The sequence below is a fragment of the Collimonas fungivorans Ter331 genome, from assembly GCF_000221045.1.
GTDB lineage: Bacteria > Pseudomonadota > Gammaproteobacteria > Burkholderiales > Burkholderiaceae_D > Collimonas > Collimonas fungivorans_A.
In genome coordinates, this window is the sequence record NC_015856.1 from 1,630,855 (window position 1) to 1,649,856 (window position 19,002).

A 19,002-nucleotide genomic window follows, 5' to 3' on the forward strand; every position below is an offset into this window, starting at 1 on the left:
ATTTTTGTTTATGACAATTGTTAAATCATAGTACGGGAGTTCATTCTTGCTTGCAATAAGGATATGCTCACACGCAATGTCAAGGTTGGCGGTAGAATTCCTGTCCCGATGCCTCCCGATTGCTGCTGAAAAATATCTTGTTGCGCCTTCTGTCGTATCATTGCGTATTACCGCAGCTCATGACCCTCTCACCCATCGTAGCCATGCAAACCCACGCCATCAAAACCGTTGAATTCGAGCGGCCGCAAATGGACTCAGGCAGCAGCGCAGGTACTAGCTGTACCGCTCATGCCTGGGCTCGCGTCCCAGATACTCCCACCCCCGACCAGAAAATCGCTCTCAAGGAGCGCATCAAGCGCCTGCTGAAAGAACAGCAGGCGGTGCTGGTCGCACATTATTACGTCGATGGCGATTTGCAGGACTTGGCAGAAGAAACAGGTGGCTGTGTTTCCGATTCGCTTGAGATGGCGCGCTTCGGCCGCGACCATCCGGCCAAGACGCTGGTGGTTGCCGGCGTCAAGTTCATGGGCGAGACCTCGAAAATCCTGAGTCCGTACAAGCGCGTGCTGATGCCCGACCTGGACGCCACCTGTTCGCTCGACCTGGGCTGCCCGGCCGACCAGTTTTCCGCTTTTTGCGATGCGCATCCGGACCGCACCGTGGTGGTATACGCCAACACCAGCGCCGCGGTCAAGGCGCGCGCCGACTGGATGGTGACATCGTCCATCGGCCTCGACATCGTGGCCCACCTGCACGCGCAAGGCAAAAAGATCTTGTGGGCGCCGGACAAGCACCTGGGCGGCTACATACAGAAACAGACCGGCGCCGACATGCTGCTGTGGCAGGGTTCCTGCCTGGTGCATGACGAGTTCAAGGGCGTCGAACTGGAACTTCTGCGTCAGCAGCACCCGAACGCCAAGATCCTGGTGCATCCGGAATCGCCGGAAGCGGTGGTGGCGCAAGCCGATGTGGTCGGCTCCACCACCCAGCTGATCGCCGCGGCCCAGAACCTGGACGCCGACGAATTCATCGTCGCCACCGATAACGGCATCCTGCACAAGATGCGCATGGCGGCGCCGGGCAAACGCTTTATCGATGCGCCGACCGCCGGCAACAGCGCCACCTGCAAGAGCTGCGCCCATTGCCCATGGATGGCGATGAACGGCTTGCAGAACCTGGCCGATGTGCTGGAATTCGGCGGCAATGAAATCCACGTCGACGCTGAAACCGGCCGCAAGGCAGTGGTCTGCATCGACCGCATGCTGGATTTCGCGGCCCAGCGCAAAGCCAATGTGCGCCCGTCCAGCGATCTGGCGCAAGAACAAAAACTGTTTTCAGGAATCGGTCCCGCATGAGTACATCTGTCAGCAACTCGGTTAGCAAATCAGTTAGCAACTTAGAGAATCGTTTCGCGCCGTTTGACGCCGCGCTGCAAACGGCGTTCGACAACAATATCCTTACCGCGATTGCCGAAGACGTCGGCAGCGGCGATTTGACCGGCAAGCTGGTTCCGGAACAACAGATGGTCAAGGCGCGCGTGATCGTGCGCGAACAGGCTGTGCTGTGCGGTGCGCCGTGGTTCGAAGCCGTGATGCTGCAGCTGGATGAGCGCATCCGCATTGACTGGTCATATGCCGAGGGTGACCTGATGAGCGCGGACAGCCAGGTCTGCCTTATCGATGCGCCGGCGCGGGCTTTGTTGACCGCCGAACGCGGCGCCTTGAATTTCCTGCAGCTGCTGTCCGGCGTGGCCAGCGCCACCCGCGTCTACGTCAATGCCATTGCCGACACCAAGGCGCATATCCTCGATACCCGCAAAACCTTGCCTGGCCTGCGCCTGGCGCAGAAATACGCAGTCCGCGTCGGCGGCGGGCACAATCAGCGGCTGGCCCTGTACGACGGCATCCTGATCAAGGAAAACCATATCGCCGCGGCCGGCGGCATTCCCGCCGCGATGCAGGCGGCGCACAAGCTGGATGCGGACGTTACGGTACAGATCGAAGTGGAAAACCTGGTGCAGCTGGATGAAGCGTTGAGCGCTGGCGCCAACTCGATCCTGCTCGACAACTTCAGCCTCGACGCCATGCGCGACGCCGTCAAGCTGACCGACGGCAGGGCATTGCTGGAAGCGTCCGGCGGCATCAATATGGACACGGTGCGGGCCATAGCGGAAACCGGCGTCGACCGGATTTCGATCGGCAGCCTGACCAAGGATATCCGGGCGACCGATTATTCACTGCGGATTATTGGATAAAACGTATTGACTGGCTGCGCAACGGAGGTGTTGCGCTCAGTGAATGAGCTTTGCCGCAGCGAACGCCAGGGCCGTCAATGAGACGGCTGTTCCGATAAACCATCTTAGAAGAGTAGCCTCAAGCTTGGACACATCTTCTTTGGTGGCCATATGGTCCAGGCGTGTTTCAATGCGCGTCAGGCGATCACGCGTTACGCCGGCAAATTCTTCAAGTTTGATGATTCTGCTTTCCATACAGGGATGTTAACTGCGGCTTGTCCCGGGATCAAGCCCTCCAGCCCGCGGTTTGAATCGCTTTAGGTATTTACCGTATAGGCTGGGAAGGGCAAACGACCCAGCCTATACGCTATGTCGCCGGGTATGTTACTGGACTTTCCCTTGAGCAAAATCCATGATCAGCCGCGTCGATAAATACAGGCGCGGGACGATAGTGTTCAGCAAGACGTATTCGGCATCGTTCGAATGTGCGCCGTAACCGCTCAGCCCCATTCCTTCCACCACGGCTGCTTTCGATTTCAACGCCGCGAACGCCGCATCGGTGCCGCCGCCGCTGGCTACGTCTACTACGGTCATCGGCAGGCCCAGTTCCTGGTAGATCTTCTGGCCGTAAGCCGAGACGGCGCGCGAAGCGGCGTTGGTTTCCAGCGGCGGCCGCCGCATTTCAAATGTCAGGTGCACCTTGGCGTCCGGGATCAGCTGTTTCTTGACGCGTTCCTGCAACTGTTCCTGCAACTGCTGGAAGTCGCTCACCTTCAAGGCGCGGGCATCGGCCTGCGCACTGGCGCTGGCGGGAATCACGTTACGGTTGGTGCCGGCCTGCGCCACGGTCCAGTTCAGCTTCAGGCCGCGTTCCGGCTGTGACAAGAAACTCAGCTGCAGCACCTGGTGCGACAGTTCATACAGGGCATTGACGCCTTTTTCCGGCGCCGCCCCGGCGTGCGAGGATTTGCCTTCGACCTTCAGGTAGGCAGCTGCGATGCCGCTGGTCGCCAGCCGCAGCTGGCCCTGGGCGCCGCCGCCTTCATAGGAAAACACTGCGTCCTGTTCGGCGCCCAGCTTGGTGTGCAGGCTGCGGCCGCCGGGCGAGCTGATTTCTTCGTCGCCGTTAATCAATACCGTCAACGTATCGTAGTCCTTGAAACCGATTTTCTGCAGGATGGCGATGGTGTGCAGTATGGTGGCGACGCCTTGCTTGTCGTCGGCGATGCCGAGGCCGTAGGCCTTGTCGCCGTCAACCCGGAACTGCTGGTCCTTCAGCATGCCGCGCAGGTACACCGTATCCATGTGCGCGATCAGCATGATCTTGCGCTTGCCGGTGCCCTTGAAAACCGCGTGTACGATCTGTCCGATCTTTTCCGGGGTGTCGCCCATCCGGTAGATTTCCGGCGCGTCCAGCAGTTCGGCCTTGCCGCCCAGTTGCGTCAGGCGATCGCGGATCAGGGCGGCGATCCTGGCCAAGCCTTCAAGGTCGCCGCTGCCCGATTCGATGTTCACCAGGTCGCGCATGGTGTCCATCATCGCCGGTTTTTCTTTTTGCGCCAGGTCGTACGCCTGCGCCGCCGGCGCCGCGTGCGCCAGGCCGGCGCTCAATGCCAGCGTCGGGAAAAGCAGGGCGGCGAGCAGGTTTTTTTTCAGGGAAAAGGTTGTCTGTTTCAACTTCTGTCTCCGTTGGTTTGAATGAGATACCGCATGAGGCACAGCGTTTTTTGTTGCTAGAGCTGCTGCAGGTTGGCGTCACGCGTCTCGCGCATGCACAGCACCGCCGCCAGGCTGAGCGCCGCAGCCACCGACACGTAGGCGCCGACATAAGCCAGGCCGCCGCGCTGCGCCAGCAATTGCGCGATATAGGGCGCCACCGATGCGCCGAGGATGCCGCCGATGTTGTACGCCACGCCGGCGCCGGTATAACGCACGCTGGTGGGAAACAGTTCCGGCAGCAGGGCTCCCATGGGCGCAAAAGTGACGCCCATCAGGAACAGGAAGATGATCAGGAACAGGGCGATCGCTACGATATTGCCGCTGCCGAACAGCGGTTGCATGGTGAAGCCCGCCGCGATCGCCGCCAGCGTGCCGACGATCAGCACCGGGCGCCGGCCGAAACGGTCGCTGGCCATGGCCGAGAATGGCGTGGCCAGCGCCATGAACACCACGGCCAGGCACAGTAGCGCCAGGAATTCCTGGCGCGGGATATGCAAGGTAGTGACGCCGTAGGACAGCGAGAACACGGTCGCGATATAGAACAAGGTGTAGCAGACAATCATTGCAACAGCACCTAGCATGACTGGCCGCCAGTGATGCTGGAACAGGGTGACGGCCGGCATTTTCACGCGCTGGCGTTTCTCCAGCGCTGCGGCAAACACCGGCGTTTCAGCGATCTTCAGCCGCACATACAAACCCAGCACCACCAGCACCGCGCTGAAAATGAAAGGGATGCGCCAGCCCCAGCTCTTGAACTGTTCATCCGACAGGCTCAAGGCCAGGGCGAGGAACAACCCGTTCGCCATCAGGAAGCCGACCGAAGGACCAAGCTGGGGGAACATGCCATACCTGCCGCGTTTCCCCGGCGGCGCATATTCGGTGGCCAGTAGCGCTGCGCCGCCCCATTCGCCGCCCAGGCCTATGCCCTGGGCAAAACGCAGCACGCACAGCAAGATCGGCGCCAGCGCACCGATAGAAGCGTAGCTCGGCAGGAAACCGATCAGCGTGGTGGCCACGCCCATCACCAGCAGCGACAGCACCAGCGTCGATTTGCGTCCGATGCGGTCGCCGAAATGGCCGAACAGGAAGGCGCCGACCGGGCGCGCGATAAAGGCGATGCCGAAGGTGACGAACGCCGACAGCGCTTGCGCCGTCGGCGAGTCATGCGGGAAAAATACCGGGCCGATGACCAGCGCCGCCGCGGTTGCGTAGACGTAGAAATCGTAGAATTCTATGGCGGTGCCAATGAAGCTGGCGAAGATCACGCGCCTGGCGCTGTTCTGCGCAGGGCTTGGGGCAGATGTGATTTGCTGCGACGCTGCACTCATCGTTTCTCCTCATTATTTTAGTTTGAGGTCCAAGCATAACCGAGATGAAACGGAAGCGACACTGTTGCAGGTTCGACCAGCTAGGTCAGCGGCGCCGGCAGCCGCTGCAGCACCCGTACCTCGGAATCGAAGATGATCCAGGCCTGCACCGCGAAGCCGGCCAGCGCCAGCACCAGGCAGGCCGGTTCGCCCCAGCGCGCGCCGACCAGGCCGCCCAGCGCGGCGCCGATCGGCCGCGCGCCAGTATTGACCGTCAGGAAAATCGCCGATACCCGTCCCAGCATGGCGCCGGGCGTGACGGTCTGGCGCAGCGTGGTCGAGGTGATGACCCAGATGATCGGGCCGACGCCGAACAGGAAGAAGGCCGCGGCCGCCAGCACGCCGCTCGGCACCGCCAGCGTCGCTACCATGGTGAGCGCCGCCAGCACCGAGATCGCCGGACCGATCTGGATCGCGCGGCCGAACGGCAGCCTGGCCACTATCCGCGGCGTCAGCAGGGCGCCCAGCATCATGCCGACGCCATAGGCGCCGAGCGTCATGCCGACTTCGCCGGCGCTCAGGCCGAGCTTGCGCACCGCGTACGGTACATAGGCAGCCTGCAGTACAAACCAGGAGATGTTCCAGGCCACGGCGGTCAGCAGGATCGGCCGCAGCAGGTTGTCGCGCCAGACCATGTGCGCGCCGTCGCGCAGCTCCAGCAGCGGATGGCGCGGCGCTGCCGGCGCGCGATGCGGTTCGCGCAGTTGCAACAGCAGCACGACGGCGGTGCCGGACAAGATCGCCGCCAGCACGAACGCGGTCGAGGCGCCGGCCCACGAAGTCAGCGCGCCGCCGAGGGCAGGGCCGGCGGCAAAGGCAGCGCTGCGCGCCAGCTCCAGCCGGCCGTTGGCTTTCGCCAGCAGCTCGCGTCCTACCAGCGCCGGCACGATGGCAGGCGCGGCGACGCTGAAACCGACAGTGCCGACAGCGCCGATGAAGCCGAGCACCGCCAGCAATCCGATCGAAAGATGGCCGGACAGGAGCGCCGCCAGCACACCCAGCAGAGCCAGCATGCGCAGCACCTCGGCGGTCACCATCAGGCGTTTGCGCGAGGTGCGGTCGGCCAGCAGGCCGAACGGAATCGACAGCAGCAGAAACGGCAGCGACTGCACCGCGGCGAGCGTACCGATCTCGCCCGGCCCGGCGCCCAGCAACAGCACCGCCATGATAGGCGTGGCCGCCAAGCTGAGCTGTTCGGCCGATTGCGCGGCAAGATTGGACCAGGTGAGGGCGACCAGCGAACGGGGCAAGACCTGAGGGAGTTTTGACGTCATGGAATTCTTATGGTGTTCTTGGAGCACGGAAGTGTCGCACCGTCTCCGGCGGCGAGCACTCCGTTTCTTGGTGCGCAATTCGTATGCGTCGCGCGCGCGGACGAGTTAGCGGCGCTCCGGCGTCAGCACGCTAGGCAAAGCCTTGGCCAGCGTTTCCGGGTAATCCTGGCTGTAGTGCAGGCCGCGGCTCTCGTGACGCGACAAGGCGCTCTCGACGATCAGCGACGCCACCTGCACCAGGTTGCGCAACTCGAGCAGATCGCGGCTGATGCGGAAGTGCGCATAATATTCGTCGATTTCTTCCTTGAGCAGGCGGATCCGGTGCTGGGCGCGCTCCAGGCGTTTGTTGGTGCGTACGATGCCGACGTAATTCCACATGAAGCGGCGCAATTCGTCCCAATTATGGGAGATCACCACTTCTTCGTCGGCGTCGGTCACACGGCTTTCATCCCAGGCCGGCAGCGAGACGGCTTTCGGCTTCTCTTGCTGGGCGATGAACTTGGCGGTGGCGCGGCCCACTACCACGCATTCCAGCAGCGAATTGCTGGCCAGGCGGTTGGCGCCATGCAAGCCGGTATAAGCGGTTTCACCAACCGCATACAGACCGGGCAGGTCGGTGCGGCCATTCAGGTCGGTGACGATGCCGCCGCAGGTGAAATGCACCGCCGGCACTACCGGGATCGCCTGCTTGGTGATGTCGATGCCGAGCTCCAGGCAACGGGCATAGATGGTGGGGAAATGTTCTTTCAGGAATTCCGGCGACTTGTGGGTGATGTCGAGGTCGACGTGGTCCAGGCCGCGTTTTTTCATCTCGAAGTCGATCGCTCGCGCCACCACGTCGCGCGGCGCCAGCTCGGCGCGCTCGTCGTGCGACGGCATGAAGCGCATGCCGGCATCGGCGCCTTCGGTATCCGGCAATTTCAGCACGCCGCCTTCGCCGCGGATGGCTTCGGTGATCAGGAAAGACTTGGCGTACGGGTGGTACAGGCAGGTCGGATGGAACTGGATGAATTCCATGTTGGCGACCCGGCAGCCGGCGCGCCAGGCCATGGCGATGCCGTCGCCGGTGGCGCTGTCGGGATTGGTGGTGTACAGGTAGACCTTGCCGGCGCCGCCGGTGGCCAGCACCGTGTGGTTGGCGGCCAGGGTCAGCACCTTGCCAGTCTTGACGTTCTTGGCGTACAGGCCAAGGCAGCGCGGTGCGCTTTTGCCGGTTTCGCCGGTAGCTACCTTCTTCGACGTGATCAGGTCGATCGCATAGTGATCTTCCAGCAGCGTGATGTTCGGGTGGGCGCGCACCTTTTGTTCCAGCGTCACCTGCACCGCATGGCCGGTGGCGTCGGCGGCGTGGATGATGCGGCGCTGGCTGTGGCCGCCTTCGCGCGTCAGGTGGAAGCCCAGCTCGGCGCTGGTGTCGGGTGTAAACGGCACGCCCTGTTCAATCAGCCATTCGATGGCTGCGCGGCCATTCTCGACGATGAAACGGGTCGCGCTTTCATCGCACAAGCCGGCGCCGGCGACCAGCGTGTCGTTGATATGCTGTTCATGACTGTCGCCGGAATCCAGCACGGCGGCGATGCCGCCCTGGGCCCAGTTGCTGGCGCCGTCGAGCAGCGCGCGTTTGGAGATGACGGCAACCTTGTTGTTTTCGGCAAGATGCAGTGCGACCGACAGGCCGGCCAGGCCGCTGCCGATAATGGCGACATCGAATTTCATGATGGATGCTTGGTTATTGTTTTAATCCGGATCGCCCCAGGGTCTGGGGCGATGTCTCTACTACCCTCTGCTACCGTGCTGCCGTGCCGCCAATTATTCCACGATTACCGGTTTGACTTTGGCCGCCGCCTGTTTGGCCCGGATGCGCGCGGTCTCGACATCGTCAGCCGTGGCCAGCGCCACGCCCATGCGCCGGCGCGCAAAGGATTCCGGTTTGCCGAACAGGCGGATATCCACGCCCTGTACCCGCAGCGCGTCGGCCACGCCTTCAAACGCGATGCCCTTGGCGTCATGCTGGCCATAGATGACAGCCGAAGCCGCCGGGCTGCGCAAAGCGACGTTGACCGGCAGGCCGAGGATAGCCTTGGCGTGCAACTCGAATTCGCTTTGCTGCTGGCTGGCCATGGTCACCATGCCGGTGTCGTGCGGGCGCGGGCTCACTTCGGAGAACCAGACCATTTCGTTCTTGACGAACAGCTCGACCCCGAACAGGCCGAGGCCGCCCAGGTTGTCGGTGACTTTCTTGGCGATATCGCGCGCCCTGAGCAGCGCTTCCGGATGCATCGGATGCGGTTGCCAGGATTCGACGTAATCGCCTTGTACCTGGATGTGGCCGATCGGCTCGCAGAAATGGGTGGCGATGCTGCCGTCCTGCTGCAGCGCGCGCACCGTCAGCAGCGTGATTTCATAATCGAAATCGATGAAGCCTTCGACGATGACGCGGCCCGAATCGACCCGGCCGCCGGCGGCGGCATAGGCCCAGGCCGCTTCGATTTCATCGGCACCGTCGATCTTCGACTGGCCCTTGCCGGAAGACGACATGACCGGCTTGATCACGCACGGAAAGCCGATTGCCGAGCAGGCGGCTTTCAGTTCGTCCAGGTTATTGGCAAAGCGGTAGGGCGAAGTCGCCAGCGCCAGCGTTTCGCCGGCCAGGCGCCGTATGCCTTCGCGGTTCATGGTCAGCCAGGCGGCGCGCGCGGTGGGAATCACGGTGACCTTGCCGGCGGCTTCCAGCGCGACCAGGGTTTCGGTCGCAATCGCTTCGATTTCCGGCACCACCAGGTCAGGTTGCTCTAGCGCAATCAGCGCTTCCAGCGCGGCGCCGTCGGCCATGTTGATCACGTGCGAACGGTGCGCGACCTGGTGGCCGGGGGCGTTCGGGTAGCGGTCGACGGCGATCACTTCGACGCCCAGCCGCTGCAGCGAGATGATGACTTCCTTGCCGAGTTCGCCGGAGCCCAGCAGCATGACTTTGGTGGCGGAAGGGGAGAGCGGAGTGCCGAGTGTGGTTGGTGTCTTCATATTGGAAAGGAGTTGCAGCGCCCGGTTGCCCTGCGCCGCGAATGTGCGTTAGTCGTTGATCGGTGAGGTGGGTGAAGGCGGTAAAAAATTCGTAAAGAGGATATTTTATCGTTGGCCAACGCCTGACAATAGCAAATATCAAGGCGCAAGGACAGTTGGCAAAATGAAAAAAGCCGCCAGAATCATCCGGCGGCTCGTCTTGCGCTGCTCAGGCATAGCCGTAAGCATATGCCATATCTTTCATTAGCGCTCGGCTTGGTAGATATCGTAGTCCTTGGTTTCCTTGACAAACAGCATGCCGATCACGAAGGTGGCGATGGCGATGACGATCGGATACCACAGGCCGTAGTAGATATCGCCCTTGAACGCCACCAGGGCGAAGGCGGTGGTCGGCAGCAAACCGCCGAACCAGCCGTTGCCGATGTGGTAAGGCATGGACATCGAGGTATAGCGGATGCGGGTAGGGAACATTTCCACCAGCATCGCCGCGATCGGGCCGTAGACCATGGTCACGTAGATCACCAGGATGAACAGCAGCAGCAGCACCATCGGCTTGTTCATCTGTTCCGGATCGGCCTTGCTTGGATAACCCGCGCCCTTGATGTCGCCGGCCAGTTCAGCCGAGAACGCCTTGTCCTTGGCGGCGGCGTCTTCTTTCGACAGGCCTTTGGCGTCATACGACGTCAGGACCTTTTCGCCGATCTTGATGGTGGCCACCGAACCGGGAGCGCCAACGACGTTCTCGTAGTTCACCGAGGCTGCCGACAGCTTGGCTTTGGCGATGTCGCAGGACGATGTGAACTTCTTGGTGCCGGTAGGATTGAACTGGAACTGGCAGGTGGCCGGATCGGCGGTGACGATCACCGGTGCATTTTTCAGCGCGGCTTCCAGCGCCGGATTGGCGTAGTGGGTCAGGCCGGAAAAGATCGGGAAGTAGGTCAGCGCTGCGATCAGGCAGCCGGCCATGATGATAGGCTTGCGGCCGATCTTGTCGGACAGCGTGCCGAAGACCACGAAGAACGGGGTGGCCAGCAGCAGGGCCAGGGCGATCAGGATGTTGGCGGTCGACATGTCCACCTTCAGCGATTGCGTCAGGAAGAACAGCGCATAGAACTGGCCGGTGTACCAGACCACGGCCTGGCCGGCGGTCAGGCCGATCAGGGCCAGGATCACCAGCTTCAGGTTTTTCCATTGGCCGAAGGCTTCCGTCAGCGGCGCCTTGGAGGTCTTGCCTTCAGCCTTCATCTTGGCGAAAGCCGGCGATTCGTTCATCGACAGGCGGATCCAGACCGATACTGCCAGCAACACGATCGAGACCAGGAAAGGAATGCGCCAGCCCCATGACGAAAACGCTTCTTCGCCGACGGCGCTGCGTACGCCCAGGATCACCAGCAGCGACAGGAACAGGCCCAGCGTCGCGGTAGTCTGGATCCATGAGGTGAATGCGCCGCGCTTGTCGTCCGGCGCATGCTCGGCGACGTAGGTCGCCGCGCCGCCGTACTCGCCGCCCAGCGCCAGGCCTTGCAGGATGCGCAGGGTGATCAGGATGATGGGAGCGGCAATGCCGATCGTGGCGTAGTTCGGCAGGATGCCGACGATGAAGGTCGAGGCGCCCATGATCAGGATCGTCACCAGGAAGGTGAACTTGCGGCCGATCATGTCGCCCAGGCGGCCAAATACCAGCGCGCCGAAGGGACGCACGATAAAGCCCGCGGCAAACGCCAGCAATGCAAAGATGAAGCCGGTATTGGGATCGGTGCCGGAGAAGAACTGCTTGGCGATGATGGCCGCAAGCGAACCATACAGGTAAAAGTCATACCATTCGAATACGGTGCCCAGCGACGAGGCAAAGATGACTTTGCGCTCCTCCGGTGTGATGCCTCGTGCAGCAGGTTTAAGCCCGCCAGCGGTAGGTTGTGTTGTGGCCATGCCGGTCTCCTTGATTATTTATATTTGGTACAGCTGAATTGGAGTGTGCAGGCGAAACCTTACGCGGGACTTGCTTGAAACTTACGAGAAACTTACGCGGGAGAAATGCCGGGAAGGAGAAGTTGCTACCTGTCAACATTGACAGCTATGCGAAAATTCTGGAAGCGCTACAATGGCTACGTCTTCTACAACTCTCCCCGAGTTTGGATTCAGCCCGTGGCCGCAAGGTTTCACGGGCTTTTTTTCGGCTGTCGGCATGGATAAAACCGGCAGTTGTCATGGGGCAGTCATGCCGCTGTCATGTTAGGCGGGTAGGATACGAGGTGTTGATTTAGTGCTCACTTATAAAGCCCGGCCAAGGTTTTTCGACAAGTGTCTTGCCATCAGCAGGTTGGCCGGTAGCCTCGATCACCGGCACCAATTTTGTTGCATCCCGATCAACCCGCCGCCGTAAGGTGTTCGGGTTTTTCGTTTTCCGGCCGTTATAATGTTTTATCCACGGTCCACCGCCGTTTACCCCGGAAAACCATGCAAATTCCAGCAGATGATTTGACCGAGATTGTTTTGCCGGAAATGCCCGAGTCCATTTTCCGGGCCGGTTTGCGTTATTCGGTCGACGCCGGGCAGCTGGACCGGCTGCGGGCCAGCGGCATTGTCTTGCCCGACACCCTGGCGCGAGCTGTGCTGAAACGCCAGGTGGAGTTCGCCGCCGGCAGGTTCTGCGCCCGCGAGGCGCTGCAGAAGCTCGGCCACCACGGCGCGGCGACGCTCGCCATCGGCCAGCATCGGGCGCCGCTGTGGCCCGCCGGCTCCCTGGGCTCGATCAGCCACGGCGATGGCCTGGCAATTGCTGTGGCCACCAGCAGCCGCGAATGGCGCGGGTTGGGCATCGATATTGAGCGGATGCTCACCAACGAAGCGGCGCAACCGCTGCATGAACACCTGATGAAAGCGCCGGAACTAGCCGTCGGCGAGGCAGCCGGCTTGTCCCTCGGCGATTGGCTGAGCCTGGTCTTTTCGGCCAAGGAAAGCCTGTTCAAGGCGCTCTATCCTTTTGTCGGGCGCTATTTCGATTTCCTGGATGCCGAAGTGTGCGAATTGCAAGAACAGCAATCCAGCCTCACGTTAAGGCTGGCGGCAACCTTGTCGCCATCATGCGTCAAAGGCAGCTTGTACAGCATCGGCTACAGTTATTTTTCCGGCAATGTAGCGACGCTGTGCCTGTTCTGACCTTAGCGTCAATTGGCGCCAGGCACTGGATATTTGCGAGGCGGCATCTATAATAAAAAGTCTTCTGGAGGGTTTTATGAAGGCTGCCAAGATCATCGAGATGTGGGGTAGGGCAAGTCGCCAGGTACCGCTCACCAGCGACGACGATATCGTACAGATGTTTGCCAACGAAATCGCAAAATTGTCTTACAAGCTGACAGAGGAAGAACTGTACCGGCTGATCGCGGTGGGAGCGCTGGTTTACCAGCGCGGTTTCCGCGAATTCGACGGCAACATCATGGCGGACCTGCTGATCAGGACCTTGCGCGACGGTGGCCGAGCGTAGAGCGGATCCGGTTCCGCTCCATTCCCGTTTCTCCAATAAAAAAGCCTGCTTCCTCACCGGTCGCAGGCTTTCAGAATGTTGGCTAAAGCTTTGACGGGGTGCCTAGACGGGGTCGCTTAGACCCGTACGATTTTTTCGCCGGTCTGGTCAATCACGAATTTTCCTTCCGCATACGGAGTCAGCGCACGTCCGTCCGCCAGCTTGTAGATTTCACGTCCCGGCAAGGAAGCGACGGTGCCGTTTGCAGCAGCTCTTTCAATCGAGTCTTTGTAGCACTCGACATGATAGGCGTTCCCTGTTTCTTTGCCTTTGGCGTCGAATTTTTCTGTTAAATCCATAAAATGTCTCCTTGTGCGCGAGGTTGGAATACCTGCGGTCACGATACCAGATTTTATTTAACGATTGTAGTAATCAATGCATTCGTCCGGCATCGCGCCTGCCCGCCTGGCCGCTATCCATTGCCGCTATCCTCCGCGGCGCGTACCATGAGGGTCGCAGCAAGGCAAATTCTACAGAGGAAGCAGTAATGAACGACGGTTTGACAAGAGATGAATACGACGCCCTGGAACAGATCCGCAAGGGCGCGCACGGCAGGGTGACTGCCTGCGTGGCAAGGAACACCAAGCGCCTGGCCGGACTCAAGTACATTGCATATGAAAAGAACGGCGGCCTGTCATTGACCGAGAAAGGGCAGCAGACTCTGTTCATCAGGAATTGCATTGAAGGCCTGCGCGCCGTGGCCAGCGATCCTGGCGCCAAGCTGGCGGCAGACGTCGCCATGTTCCTTGGGAAAAAAGGGCATGTCAGCGCCCGGCCTGCCGGCGACGGTTACGATATCACCGAAAAAGGGCGCGAATCCCTGGCGGATATTGATTCTTCGGCTACTTGAACGGCCATAAGGCGGCCGCCAACGTTATGCCCGGAGTATCAAGCTTGTGCGCTTAGTAAAAAGTCATATAAATCAAACACTTGATTAAAATCTTTGCAGGTTATCCACAGGACTGTCCACAATTTCTGTGGGTAACTTTGAGCGATGGCTTATTTGCCTTCCGGGCTGAATCATCATGAATCCACGGAGAACACCATGCCCATGCTGAACATAGGCCTTTTAGGCTACGGCTTTGCCGGCGCCACCTTCCATGCGCCGCTGATCGGGCACTCGGGCCGCACCGCGCTCAGTGCGATCGCCAGCAGCCAGGCCGAGGCCGCCGCCCAAGCCTGGCCGGAAGCGCGCATCGTTGCCGGTCTCGACGCTTTGCTGGCCGATGACGGACTCGACTGCATCGTGATCGCAACGCCGAACGACACCCATTTTGAATTCGCGCGGCGCACGCTGGCTGCCGGCAAGCATGTGGTGGTCGACAAGCCGGTCACCCTGAGCGCGGAAGAGGCGCGCATCCTGGCGCGCACGGCCGCCGACAGCAAGCTGTTGCTGGCGCCGTTCCATAACCGGCGCTGGGACGGCGATTTTCGCACCGTGCAGGCGCTGATCGCCAGCGGCCGGCTTGGCCACATCACGCATTTCGAGTCGCATTTCGACCGGTTCCGGCCTGCGGTGCGGCAACGCTGGCGCGAGGACGCGTCAAACGGCGGCGGCCTGCTGTACGACCTTGGACCGCACCTGGTCGACCAGGCGCTGACATTGTTCGGCGCCCCGCAAAACGTCAGCGCGACTATCGGCACCTACCGCGAACAGGCCAAGGCCGATGACTATGTCCATCTGCAATTGGGGTATGCGGACAAGCAGGTGGTATTGCACGCCAGCGCCCTGAGCGCGCTCGAAGCACCGCGTTTCACCATCCACGGCCGCCGCGGCAGCTATCTGAAAACCGGGCTCGACAGCCAGGAAGACCAGCTCAAGGCCGGTTTGCGCCCCGGGCAGCCGGGCTGGGCCAAAAACCCGCCGGGCCTGATCCGGGAAGTTGAGGGCGAGCTTGACCTGCGTGGCGAACTGAGCACTCTGGATGGCGCTTATGTGGAATTCTATCGGGCGCTGGCTGCCTCGATCCAGGATGGCGCGCCGTTTCCGGTTACTGCTGATGCCGCGGTCGGCGTTGCCGAAATCCTCGAACTGGCGCGCCAAAGTAACGGGGAAGGCCGCCGCCTGCCTTATGCGGCGACTGGATGGTAACGCTATCATCCGGGTGAATAACTGTTATGCGTTAAATAAATTGGCTGTCCTTGGGCCGGGTCTATATAGTTGTACCTGTCTCCTCCAACACCTCCCAAGGTTTGGATTCAAGCCCGCGCCGCAAGGTCTCGCGGGCTTTTTTTTGCCTGTGGGATTTGCGGTAAATGCGCAGCCTTCGGCTTTCGCTTGCATTTCCTGAAAGATCTGTGTATAATTCAGAAATTGCCTGTCGCACATGACGAAGTTTAAAGCGAATTCAAAGCGATCCGGGCCAATACAAGAGTAGATTCATTACACGTCGGAGCCACTTTCCAGATAGGACTGGGTTTCGGGAATCTTCTCCTGTATTGAAGAATATGAAAACCTGCTTACCTCACGGTCGCAGGTTTTTTTGCGTTTTGATACCGTATTTTTACTATATTGCGGTGCGCCATATTTCGCTTTATAGTGGATTCGTCTCCTCCAACCCCCTATGGTTTGGATTCAGCCCGCGCCGCAAGGCTCTGCGGGCTTTTTTTTGCCTGTCGGAAAAGAGAAATCAAGCCAGGGGCTTGGCCCCGGCCGGTGATTTGTTGTCAGGCAGTGACGTTGAGTGAGATTAACTATCACACGTCCCCGCTGTCTGCGGACCTCACTGGTGCGGCTTGATCGTCCGGCTGCGCTGCAATCGGGCGTCGGAACGGGCATTGCGGTTGTAGCTCGACAGGAAACCGCGTGTCTTGAGTTCCTTGTGCAGCAGGAAAGCGGCGAGCAGGGCGGCAAAAGTGATGGAGGCGAGGATGATTAGCATTTTTTGTCTATCTTTCGAGTGATGCCCGATAGCAGCAAAATTCGCGCCAGCTATGCCGTTTCAGCTATCCTGGTGCGCCATCAGGGTATCCAGCAGCCAGCCGCCGGCCGGCCCCAGCCCGCGCTGGCGCGACCATACGGCGTCGACCTGTATGCTTTTCGGCCAGCCGCGCACCTGCAATTCGAGCAGGCTGCCGGCGGCAAAACGCTTGGCCATCCAATGCGGCAGTTCGGCCCAGCCAAAACCCAGTTCCGTCATTTCCAGCAGCAGCAGGTAGCTGGAGGCGGTCCAGCATTTGCCGCGCCGGCGCTGCACAGCATCGTCGGCAAAGGTGCTCAGGCGCAGTTCGCGCGCCGCATGCAGCATCTCGGTCGAGATATGCCTGGCTTTCGCCAGCGGGTGCTGCTTGCCGACATACAGGCCGATCGCCGAACGGTCCGGCACCGATTCAAAGCCGATATCCGGCGGATAATCCGCTTGCGCCGCCACCAGTCCCAGGTTGGCGCGTCCTTCCTGCACCAAAGACACCACGTCGTTACGCTCCGCAATCATGCATTCCAGCTCCAGCTCGGGATAGCGCTGTTCGAAACTGGTGAGGATATGCTCGAAGCGGTCCGACTGGTAGGTGTCGGACAGCACCAGCGTCAGTTGCGGCTCCAGTCCGCCCGCCAGCCGGTGCGCCGATCGTTGCAGCCGGTCGGCGGCCTCCATCACCTGCTGCGCGTGGACCAGCATGGCCCGGCCTTGTTCGGTCAGCGTCGGGCGGCGGGTGCTGCGATCGAACAAGGTCAATCCAAGGTCGATTTCCAGGTTGGCGATCGCTTCGCTGACGGTGGATTGCTGTTTGCCCAGTTTGCGCGCTGCGGCGGAAAACGAACCCAGCGTGGCGGCTTCGGCAAACATGAAGAGCGTTTCCAGCGAATGGCGCATGGCTTTCCTATATATCGGTTTATCCGATGGTTATCAGTTTTATAGTATCAGGAAAGTCGAAGAAAATAACCCCATCGGATCTTTCTGAGCAATGGAGGTTATATGAATGCGAATAAAACATGGCGCGAGCGTGCCGTCCACGCGCTGATTTTCGAGGTGCTGGCGGTGGCGCTGACCGCGCCGGTATTGTCGTGGGTGATGAAGATGCCGATGGCGCACGCAGGTTTGCTGACGCTGATGATCTCGCTGGTGGCGATGACCTGGAACATGATTTTCAACAGCCTGTTCGACCGCATCGAGCGCCATTGGCGCCTGGTCCGCACCATGGCCATGCGCATGGTGCACGCCACCGCGTTCGAAGCCGGACTGGTGGCGATCGTGGTGCCGCTGGTGGCGTGGTGGCTGGACATGAGCCTGCTCGATGCGCTGATCCTCGACATCGGCTTGCTGCTTTTTTTCCTGCCTTACACCTTTGTCTTCAACCTGGCGTACGACAAGCTGCGCGCTACCCTGTTGAAGAAGCGCATATTTGCCGGCTCGTGACTATCCATCGCATGCAGGTAATGCATGCGGTGGAACAAAAGCAGGGCCTTGGAATTACTGGAAGTAGCCGCTGCCGATAACCAGCGGCTTGCCGACGATACCGGCGCTGATCAGACGCCGTGCGACGCCTTCGATTTTGGTCTGGAACGCCCGGTAGGTGCCGAGCAAATCGAGCTTGGGGTCTTTCGAATGCGACAGGTCCGAGAGTGTGGTTGCCGGCACCAGGCATTGATACTGCTGGAATTCGACCGTCACCGAAAACAGGATGCCGGCATTGGTCAGGCGAGGTGCGGCAAGTACGTTGTCCATCATGGTCTCCACGATAATACGGTTGCGCAGAGTCAGACGGGATCGATAGGGCAGACTATCTGGCTGCTTATCCATGATGCCCGGAAACCTGCCGGCTGGCAAGGACAATACGGGGTTGCAGGCTGCAGCTGGAGAGGCTGCCGGATCAGTGCGCCATGCAGTAGCCATCCAGCTCCAGCAACAGCTGCTGTTTAGCGGCTGCCGGCAGGAATGTAGCTTCGAACGCATTCCGCGCCAGCATCACCAGCTCGGTGCGGCTCAAGCGCAGCGACGCCGCCACCGCCAGGAAATTGGCGTTCATGTAGCCGCCGAAATAGGCCGGATCGTCGGAGTTGACGGTGACCGCCAGGCCGGCGTGCAGCATGCGCGCCAGATTGTGCTTGCGCATGTCGTCCACCACGCACAGCTTGAGGTTGGACAGCGGGCACACCGTCAGCGGAATGCGCTGCTGCGCCAGCCGCTTCATCAGGGCCGGATCTTCCTCGCTGCGCACGCCATGGTCGATACGCTCCACATGCAATACATCAAGGGCGTCCCTGACGTACTCCGGCGGACCTTCTTCGCCGGCATGGGCCACCAGGTGGAAACCGAGTTCGCGGCAGCGCGCGAAGACGCGGGCGAATTTTTCCGGCGGATTGCCGCGTTCAGCCGAATCCAGGCCTATGCCTATCCACAGGTCGCGATACTGGGCGCGCAAGGGCAGCGCTTGCTCCAGCGTGGCGAACGCTTCTTCTTCCGACAAGTGGCGCAGGAAGGACATGATCATGGCGCTGCTGAAACCGTGCCTGTCGCGCGCTTCGCGCAGGGCGCGGGCGATGCCGGCGAATACGACGTCGATGCCGATGCCGCGTTCGGTATGGGTTTGCGGATCGAAGAAAATCTCGGAGTGGCGCACATTGTCTGCCCGTGAGCGGGCAATGTAGGCCATCGTCATGTCGTAGAAATCCTGTTCAGTCTGCAGCACGGCGGCGCCGGCGTAATACAGGTCGAGAAACGATTGCAGGTCGGTGAAGGCGTAGGCGGCGCGCAGCTCTTCTACCGAGGCGTAGGGCAGTTCGACATTATTGCGTTGCGCCAGCGCGAACAGCAATTCAGGTTCCAGCGTGCCTTCGATATGCAGGTGCAATTCCGCTTTCGGCAAACCTTCGATGAAGGAGATCAGGTCGGCAGCGAGCGGCGGGGTGGTGCTGATTGAATTCAT

The 19,002-nt window shown here is 60.7% G+C and carries 19 protein-coding genes; 7 read left to right on the forward strand and 12 right to left on the reverse strand.

What is annotated here, in order from left to right:
• The first annotated feature begins 203 nt into the window (after window positions 1–203).
• Window positions 204–1,355 carry a quinolinate synthase NadA gene (gene nadA / locus CFU_RS07105; protein WP_041741437.1) on the forward strand — a complete coding sequence of 384 codons (1,152 nt, stop codon included), beginning with the start codon at window positions 204–206 and terminating at the stop codon, window positions 1,353–1,355.
• The gene (nadC, locus tag CFU_RS07110) at window positions 1,352–2,254 is read left to right on the forward strand and encodes a carboxylating nicotinate-nucleotide diphosphorylase (protein WP_014005368.1); all 903 of its coding nucleotides are present in this window, start codon (window positions 1,352–1,354) and stop codon (window positions 2,252–2,254) included. The genes nadA and nadC overlap by 4 nt, the downstream gene beginning before the upstream one ends.
• A gap of 36 nt (window positions 2,255–2,290) precedes the next feature.
• Here nadC and CFU_RS07115 read toward each other — a convergent pair whose 3' ends face one another.
• From CFU_RS07115 to CFU_RS07145, 7 genes are all read right to left on the reverse strand, one after another.
• Window positions 2,291–2,488 (reverse strand): hypothetical protein, encoded by a 198-nt coding sequence (locus CFU_RS07115; protein WP_041741438.1) that lies wholly within the window; start codon window positions 2,486–2,488, stop codon window positions 2,291–2,293.
• Between the two features lie 129 nt (window positions 2,489–2,617).
• Window positions 2,618–3,877 (reverse strand): M20/M25/M40 family metallo-hydrolase, encoded by a 1,260-nt coding sequence (locus tag CFU_RS07120; RefSeq protein ID WP_050808728.1) that lies wholly within the window; start codon window positions 3,875–3,877, stop codon window positions 2,618–2,620.
• An 89-nt stretch (window positions 3,878–3,966) separates the two neighbouring features.
• A complete protein-coding gene (locus tag CFU_RS07125) occupies window positions 3,967–5,280 on the reverse strand; it encodes an MFS transporter (protein ID WP_014005370.1) in 1,314 nt (437 codons plus the stop codon).
• Window positions 5,281–5,360: 80 nt separating this feature from the next.
• Window positions 5,361–6,593, reverse strand: coding sequence for an MFS transporter (locus CFU_RS07130; RefSeq protein ID WP_041741440.1), 1,233 nt, complete (start codon window positions 6,591–6,593; stop codon window positions 5,361–5,363).
• Window positions 6,594–6,698: 105 nt separating this feature from the next.
• On the reverse strand, window positions 6,699–8,309 hold the full coding sequence (nadB, locus tag CFU_RS07135; protein ID WP_014005372.1) for an L-aspartate oxidase: 1,611 nt from the start codon (window positions 8,307–8,309) through the stop codon (window positions 6,699–6,701).
• A gap of 93 nt (window positions 8,310–8,402) precedes the next feature.
• Window positions 8,403–9,614, reverse strand: coding sequence for a formate-dependent phosphoribosylglycinamide formyltransferase (gene purT, locus CFU_RS07140; protein ID WP_014005373.1), 1,212 nt, complete (start codon window positions 9,612–9,614; stop codon window positions 8,403–8,405).
• Window positions 9,615–9,857: 243 nt separating this feature from the next.
• Window positions 9,858–11,543: an MFS transporter gene (locus tag CFU_RS07145; protein ID WP_014005374.1), complete on the reverse strand. Its 1,686-nt coding sequence runs from the start codon at window positions 11,541–11,543 to the stop codon at window positions 9,858–9,860.
• A 528-nt stretch (window positions 11,544–12,071) separates the two neighbouring features.
• On the opposite strand from CFU_RS07145, the gene CFU_RS07150 reads away from it, so the two are divergent.
• Both CFU_RS07150 and CFU_RS07155 read left to right on the forward strand, forming a co-directional pair.
• On the forward strand, window positions 12,072–12,773 hold the full coding sequence (locus CFU_RS07150; protein ID WP_050808502.1) for a 4'-phosphopantetheinyl transferase family protein: 702 nt from the start codon (window positions 12,072–12,074) through the stop codon (window positions 12,771–12,773).
• A gap of 76 nt (window positions 12,774–12,849) precedes the next feature.
• Entirely contained in the window at window positions 12,850–13,098 is a 249-nt protein-coding gene (locus CFU_RS07155) for a hypothetical protein (RefSeq protein WP_014005376.1), read from the forward strand.
• 116 nt (window positions 13,099–13,214) lie between these two features.
• Here CFU_RS07155 and CFU_RS07160 read toward each other — a convergent pair whose 3' ends face one another.
• A complete protein-coding gene (locus CFU_RS07160) occupies window positions 13,215–13,436 on the reverse strand; it encodes a hypothetical protein (RefSeq protein WP_041741441.1) in 222 nt (73 codons plus the stop codon).
• Between the two features lie 188 nt (window positions 13,437–13,624).
• Here CFU_RS07160 and CFU_RS07165 point away from each other — a divergent pair, with 188 nt between their 5' ends.
• Window positions 13,625–13,987 carry a hypothetical protein gene (locus CFU_RS07165; RefSeq protein WP_041741442.1) on the forward strand — a complete coding sequence of 121 codons (363 nt, stop codon included), beginning with the start codon at window positions 13,625–13,627 and terminating at the stop codon, window positions 13,985–13,987.
• 195 nt (window positions 13,988–14,182) lie between these two features.
• The gene (locus CFU_RS07170) at window positions 14,183–15,229 is read left to right on the forward strand and encodes an oxidoreductase (RefSeq protein WP_041743094.1); all 1,047 of its coding nucleotides are present in this window, start codon (window positions 14,183–14,185) and stop codon (window positions 15,227–15,229) included.
• 631 nt (window positions 15,230–15,860) lie between these two features.
• On the opposite strand, the gene CFU_RS24820 is transcribed toward CFU_RS07170, so the two are convergent.
• The gene (locus tag CFU_RS24820; protein ID WP_014005380.1) at window positions 15,861–16,019 is read right to left on the reverse strand and encodes a hypothetical protein; all 159 of its coding nucleotides are present in this window, start codon (window positions 16,017–16,019) and stop codon (window positions 15,861–15,863) included.
• A gap of 60 nt (window positions 16,020–16,079) precedes the next feature.
• The gene (locus CFU_RS07175; protein WP_014005381.1) at window positions 16,080–16,949 is read right to left on the reverse strand and encodes a LysR family transcriptional regulator; all 870 of its coding nucleotides are present in this window, start codon (window positions 16,947–16,949) and stop codon (window positions 16,080–16,082) included.
• A gap of 102 nt (window positions 16,950–17,051) precedes the next feature.
• On the opposite strand from CFU_RS07175, the gene CFU_RS07180 reads away from it, so the two are divergent.
• Window positions 17,052–17,492 carry a multidrug/biocide efflux PACE transporter gene (locus CFU_RS07180; protein ID WP_014005382.1) on the forward strand — a complete coding sequence of 147 codons (441 nt, stop codon included), beginning with the start codon at window positions 17,052–17,054 and terminating at the stop codon, window positions 17,490–17,492.
• 54 nt (window positions 17,493–17,546) lie between these two features.
• Here the strand turns inward: CFU_RS07180 and CFU_RS24825 are convergent, their stop codons facing one another.
• The gene (locus CFU_RS24825) at window positions 17,547–17,804 is read right to left on the reverse strand and encodes a DUF1488 family protein (protein ID WP_082814660.1); all 258 of its coding nucleotides are present in this window, start codon (window positions 17,802–17,804) and stop codon (window positions 17,547–17,549) included.
• A gap of 142 nt (window positions 17,805–17,946) precedes the next feature.
• Complete coding sequence (locus CFU_RS07190; protein ID WP_041741444.1) at window positions 17,947–19,002, reverse strand: adenosine deaminase; 1,056 nt, start codon at window positions 19,000–19,002, stop codon at window positions 17,947–17,949.